This is a genomic window from Pseudoxanthomonas japonensis (assembly GCF_010093445.1).
Lineage (GTDB): Bacteria > Pseudomonadota > Gammaproteobacteria > Xanthomonadales > Xanthomonadaceae > Pseudoxanthomonas_A > Pseudoxanthomonas_A japonensis.
Window position 1 is genome coordinate 1 of the sequence record NZ_PDWW01000047.1, and the last position, 3,552, is coordinate 3,552.

At 67.8% G+C, this 3,552-nt stretch carries 5 protein-coding genes; 2 read left to right on the forward strand and 3 right to left on the reverse strand.

Going from position 1 to position 3,552, the window contains the following annotated elements; genetic code table 11:
- Nucleotides 1-48: 48 nt before the first annotated feature.
- Genes CSC78_RS18630 through CSC78_RS18640 form a run of 3 tightly spaced genes read right to left on the reverse strand, consistent with a single transcriptional unit; the run spans nt 49 to nt 2,241 of the window.
- Complete coding sequence (locus tag CSC78_RS18630; RefSeq protein ID WP_238391346.1) at nt 49-729, reverse strand: methyltransferase family protein; 681 nt, start codon at nt 727-729, stop codon at nt 49-51.
- Nucleotides 696-1,697 (reverse strand): anti-sigma factor, encoded by a 1,002-nt coding sequence (locus CSC78_RS18635; protein WP_162339366.1) that lies wholly within the window; start codon nt 1,695-1,697, stop codon nt 696-698. The genes CSC78_RS18630 and CSC78_RS18635 overlap by 34 nt, the downstream gene beginning before the upstream one ends.
- Entirely contained in the window at nt 1,681-2,241 is a 561-nt protein-coding gene (locus CSC78_RS18640; RefSeq protein ID WP_162339367.1) for an RNA polymerase sigma factor, read from the reverse strand. Before CSC78_RS18640 ends, CSC78_RS18635 begins: the two co-directional genes overlap by 17 nt.
- A 126-nt stretch (nt 2,242-2,367) precedes the next feature.
- Between CSC78_RS18640 and CSC78_RS18645 the strand changes: the two genes are divergently transcribed.
- Nucleotides 2,368-3,027 (forward strand): dioxygenase family protein, encoded by a 660-nt coding sequence (locus tag CSC78_RS18645; RefSeq protein ID WP_162339368.1) that lies wholly within the window; start codon nt 2,368-2,370, stop codon nt 3,025-3,027.
- Nucleotides 3,024-3,552, forward strand: a 529-nt coding sequence (locus CSC78_RS18650; protein ID WP_162339369.1) for a cytochrome b, incomplete at its 3' end; no start/stop codon positions are given. The genes CSC78_RS18645 and CSC78_RS18650, both read left to right, overlap by 4 nt.

A 3,552-nucleotide genomic window follows, 5' to 3' on the forward strand; every position in this document is an offset into this window, starting at 1 on the left:
GACATCGGCCGGATCGCTGCAAGCTCGCTTCGACTGCGACGCCAGCCTCTAGATCACACCGGGAACCAGTGCCTTGGTGCGCCGCCTGTATGCCGCGTAGGCTGCGCCGAATTCCTCGCTGAGCCAGCGCTCCTCCACGCCGAGTTTGCGCCGGAAGGAGGCCAGCACGATCGCAACGGCAAGGAGACCTCGCCAGTCACCTACCTTCAGCGCGGTGCCCAGGAATGCGAGCAGAAGACCGGTATAGATGGGGTGGCGGATGTACCGGTAAGGGCCGGACTCGATGAGCTCGTGATCCTGCTTGAGCTGGACGACACTGCTCCAGTTGCGCCCCAGGATATGCCGCGACCAGCAGGCCAGCATTGCACCCGCGGCGGCGAGCGCGAGGCCCACCCCTTTCGTCCACAGCGCCTTGGGAATGAAGCGCTCGTTGAGGAAGCTGCCCTGGAACCAGTCGCTTGGGCCGAGCAGCAGGAAAGCCATGAGCAAGGGTGCCCAGTAGACGACAAGCTGGAGCAACAGGGATTCGGTACGACTGGAGCGCTTTACGCCGCGGGCGCTCCACAGCCAGAAGAGTCCGACCGTCGCCCAGACCATCTTGAACCCGAGGGATATGAGATCCAAAAGGGATTCTCCAGGTATCGCCATCACCATCCGGCCGACCGGTCCGGCGCCTTTCCGATGCTCGGACTCGACTACCGGAACGCGTCTTGCCAGTTCAACCACCATGCCTTGGGGGGACGTGGAATACGCTCCCACCACAGATTCATCGCGTGCATGCTGCCACGCGACCACGCGTCCCGATGCGGGGCGTCGACCGGCAGGTCGAGAAGCGTTGCCAGCTTCGGATAGACCGGGCCGCTGGCAAGTGTGGGATAGCGCGTCAGCAGGCTGAGCAACGCGAAGCTGTCTGATGCGGTCGCCTCGCGGACGACGGCCTCCTCGGCCCCGGGCGGACGCCTTCCCTCCGCCATCGCCAGGTCCAGTCGCTGGACGGCGGCACGGAAGGCGGGACTCGACATGGTGGAGAGCGGAATGCCGCTGCGCGCCGCGTCGAAGTCCAGACGCGATCCCGCAGGCACCAGCGTCTCCTGCCCGTCCACGCGATGCATGATCCAGCCACTGGTCACGTGGATCGCCCCTTCGCCCTGCGGGTTGCGGCTCATCTCGAACTCGCAGCCCAGGTCGACGGTTTCACTGGCGCCCGCTGCAATGCCGAAGTACCCGGGAGGCGCCCAGATGCGTGCACGTACGCGACCTTCCAGCAGTTCCAGACGATGATGGCCACCGCGCGTGTCTAGCAACCGGATCCGCGTTCCCGGCAGCACGTCAATGCGGCCGATGCGCGCCACCCGGACCGTGGCCGATTCTCCGGCGCTGGTCGTCAGCATGTTGCCGACGCCCAGCGTGGCCGGCAGTGATCCGGCATCCGCGTCGACCGCCCACTGCCGACGTTCGTCCCAGTGCAGGCGCCAGGGCACCCAGACGGCGACGGCTACCATGCACGCCGCAAGCGCGACGGCGCTTGCGATTACGGCGCGGCGCGTGCGCCTGCGCGGAACGATCGGCGGTCCTGCAGACCACACGCGCTCGGGTGCCGGCACATGCCTATACCGGCCCAGCAACGAGGTCAGGCGCGCCAGCGTCTCGTCGCCGGACTGCTGCGGATCCCACAGCGGATCAGGTTGTTCGGTCATCACCCCTCTCCTCGTGCTGCACGGCCATGCCCAGCGCATCGCGCAGCCGGGTCATGCCGCGATGGAGGTTCACGCGGACCGACTCCGGCGTCATCCCGGTCAGGCTCGCGATCTCCGGACCACTCAGGCCTTCGACCAGTCGCAGCACCAGCGTTTCGCGATAGGCCTCGGGCAAGCGCCGGATCGCACGCAGGGCTTCGTTCGCCTGGGCGACCGATTCGGGACCCGCACCCGGCCACGCAGGATCGTCGGTTTCCGCAAGGTCCCGTTCCTCGACCCTGGAAACCGGACGGTTCCGGCGGGCAATCTTCGCGATCCACGCACCGAAGGACGCGGGATCGCGCAGTTGCGCCAACCGGTCGAACGCGATGACGAAGGTCTCCTGCGTCAGTTCTTCCGCCCTGGCGCGCGAGGTCATGCCCAGGTGGATGGCATGCACCAGTGGCGCGAACGTGCGGTAGAGCCACGCGAACGCCGCCTGCGCGCCTCGCTGCGCGTCCTGCACCTGCCTGGCGATGTCAGCGGGATCGATCGTGGCCTTCATGGCCCATGGAGTCCGGAGTGGCGTGGAAGCAGAGGGCGGTCCGGGCGGAAGTGTTAACACGCCAGGCGCGGTTAACGGAGCGTGGCGATGCCGGCTCTTCCCTTCTGCACCCACCGGAGACCGCCCATGTCCCACTCCACCCCCTTGGCCCTGCCGCGTGTCGCACGCACATGCGTCCTGTTGCTGGTTGCCGCGTGCGCACCACCGGGCACCGCCGCGACGCCCGTCGTCGGACTGCCCTGCGAGGACTGCGACGTCCCCTTGATCGGCCTTCCCGCAGACCCGCCCGCCATCGCCCGACTGGCACCCGACGACGAACCCGGCGAGCGCCTGCGCCTGACCGGACGGGTGACCGATGCGGAAGGCAAGCCGCGGCGCAGCGTGGTGGTGTACGCGCACCAGACGGACCGGCAAGGCCTCTACCCGGGCGAAGGGGGCGACCGCGATGCAGGCATCCGCCAGCACGGGCGCCTGCGCGCATGGGCCGCCAGCGATGCGGACGGGACGTACACCTTCCTGACGATCCGTCCCGGCAGCTACCCGGGCAGCACCATGCCGCAGCACATCCACCTGTACGTCATCGAGCCCGGCTGCGCGCTGTACTACATCGACGACGTGCTCTTCCGCGACGACCCGCACCTGACGGCCTCGGCCGCACGCAAGGCGAACAAGGGACGCGGTGGTGGCGGCATCGTGGCGCCGGTGCGGACCGCGGACGGATGGCTCGCACGTCGCGACATCGTGCTGGGCCGGAACATCCCGGGGTATCCCGGATGCGCACCGTGAGAAAGCCCGTGTTGGAACGCTATCCCTTGCCGCTGCGCGTGCTGCACTGGCTGCTCGCCCTGCTGCTGGCGATGCAGTTCACGCTCGGCTTCGTGGCGGAGTACGGCGCCGTGCGGTGGTCGGAGGCGCTGCTGCGGCTGCATTTCCGGCTGGGCATGCTGATCCTGGCCCTGACGGTGCTACGACTCTGTCTGCGCCTGGTGATGTCCATGCCGGCAGTGGACACCGAGGAACCACCCGGCGTACATCGCGCGCGATCCTGGATCCATGGCCTGCTTTATCTGCTGGTGCTGGCATTGCCGCTCAGCGGGCATGTCATCTGGGTATGGATGGGCGCGGATCGCACCTTGTTCGGCGGTCTCGAGATGCCGGCGCTGTTCGTCCCGCCGGACGAGGAAACCGGACGCGCCGTCGCCTGGTACGTGCATGTGTACGGTGCGTGGATCCTGCTGGGACTGGTGTGCCTCCACCTGCTCGCGGCGATGTTCCACGAATGGACGAGAGGGGACGATTTCATCGCCCGGC